The organism is Vibrio sp. 10N.286.46.A8, from assembly GCF_041470165.1.
GTDB lineage: Bacteria > Pseudomonadota > Gammaproteobacteria > Enterobacterales > Vibrionaceae > Vibrio > Vibrio tasmaniensis_A.
Map to the genome: position 1 here is coordinate 1 of NZ_JBFRLX010000380.1, position 1,878 is coordinate 1,878.

Genomic DNA, 1,878 nt, shown 5'->3' on the forward strand with positions numbered 1-1,878 from the left:
CGAGCAAGACCTGATCGGCCTCGATGGTCTTTTTGGAAGTTGATTGTACCGACAGACTTCCGAATCAATTCAAGCTGATCAACGTTTTGCTTAAAATGGTAGTTAAAGGTGTTTCGTGAAATGAGCTTGGCTCTTGGAACGGGTAAAGCTATTTCATGTGCTCCTTCAACCATTGGTCTAACCCGTGCATACATGAACTTGCGTGTAAACTGATCGTAAAGATCACTCAACCTGACTTTTCCGCCGTTTGGAATAGTTTTGGCAAATCGTCGAATATTTTTAATATCTTGTTGAGTGACTCCACGATAAGGCGTTCCATACCTAGTTTTGGGGCCACTTTTGCCTAACTCAGGGGCTTGGTCAAATGACGGTGATTCAGGTAAAGACTGATTCGTTCCACAGTTTCTCCATAGAGGGAGTAGAGCATTGATATGAGAACCGTAATACCAATAACGATTTAAAATTTTTGCTACATAACTACGACTGCGGCCCGATTTTTTTATCAAACGATCTAGGATTGAACTGCTATCGATAAATAGATAGCTGTGACGTAGTTCGTCGTTATCGATTAGCGGGGCAATGATGTGGAAGCTGTTGTCTCTACGTTGTAACCATTTACTGCGCTTTTTGTCTTTCAGTAACTCTTCGTCTGACATGTATAGGTAAGGGCTAAAGGAATGCTTTAGCACTTTCCATTTGCCTAGCTCTATTTGACTCAACGTATCACTCAGCGAAAGCGTATAAGGCCTTTTTGGGCGCTCAACATTGAGTTGAGTGACAGCAATCATGTCGAGGTTTTGGCATATATCTACGATGAGATATTCAAGCCCCTTTTTGCCATCGACTAATTTTTGATTAATTCTCATCGTGCTTCGAAATCATGATTACAGGGCGAAAAACTTCTATGCGTTCGTTCAGATCTACATTTAATTGGTTTGAATAGACCAAGTGTTGAAAGATCTCTAGAGCGGCAAGTTCAGAAACATCGTGGGTTGACGCGGAGTAACTCAGACATTGCTTGAGAGTAAATTCAGGATTGCTTAATAAGCAATTGCTGAGGGTTTCTAGCATTCCTTGGCATAAATGACCGTCAATTTGACTCTTCCTGACGTGGTGATATGTCTCTCTAAGCCATTGAAGGTTGTATGTTTTATTAGGGTTTAAATCTTCTTCTGTCACCTGAATTAGGTGATGGTTGTGACGACCCCAATACATTTGCTCTATCCTGAACTTCTGCTTGGTTCGCTTTACTTTTTGCGGAGACTCGAACTCAGTACTCAAAGCTGAACTTGGCTTGTAATTGTATGGCTTAATATAAAGTTGTCCGCTTGTAACATCGTGAATTGTGGCAACAAAATCTGTGGTCATCGTTGCAGCAGGGATTTCTCTGCCATCTCGTTCTTTGTATTTCCCTGGGTGACGATAGTTCAGCTTTTCAGCGCATGAAAGTGTCTCATTGATCGGTAGTGGATACTGTTCTTGTATGTCTAACACATCAGGATCATGCTCTAGATGAAGGAATAGCGCGAGCTCGCCCAAACTAAATAGGTGATGACAACGATTAGTCTTATGGCTGAATAAAATATGCGATAAACCAACACTGTTAGATCTTCTAACTGTAATAAAAGGCTCATAGGTTCCATTTTTAATTTTACCTAAGTGTTTTCTTAATTTATTAAGTTCGCGTCTTGTGATGCTTGGTTGTGAGACTGGCTTCATAATATTAATCCTTAATGACTAATATATAAGTAGCAGTTCATAACTAGGCTGTCCAATTTATTTTTCATTTAAGTTGTTGTTATAAAAGGATTTATTATAACTTAAATAAATCGAAATTAAGGTGGGGTATAAAAGAAAATCCTTCATATTCAATATGAT

General features: G+C 39.5%; 1 protein-coding gene and 1 pseudogene. Both read right to left on the reverse strand.

Going from position 1 to position 1,878, the window contains the following annotated elements; translation table 11 throughout:
• Positions 1-866, reverse strand: a pseudogene (locus tag AB4232_RS22575) (integrase); the annotation flags it as partial.
• Positions 856-1,719: a heteromeric transposase endonuclease subunit TnsA gene (locus tag AB4232_RS22580; protein ID WP_017059855.1), complete on the reverse strand. Its 864-nt coding sequence runs from the start codon at positions 1,717-1,719 to the stop codon at positions 856-858. The pseudogene AB4232_RS22575 and the gene AB4232_RS22580, both read right to left, overlap by 11 nt.
• Positions 1,720-1,878: the final 159 nt, after the last annotated feature.

Bases quoted from the DNA above. Each gene is read 5' to 3' on its own strand.
- AB4232_RS22580 (WP_017059855.1), bottom strand. From the start codon at position 1,719: ATGAAGCCAGTCTCACAACCAAGCATCACAAGACGCGAACTTAATAAA.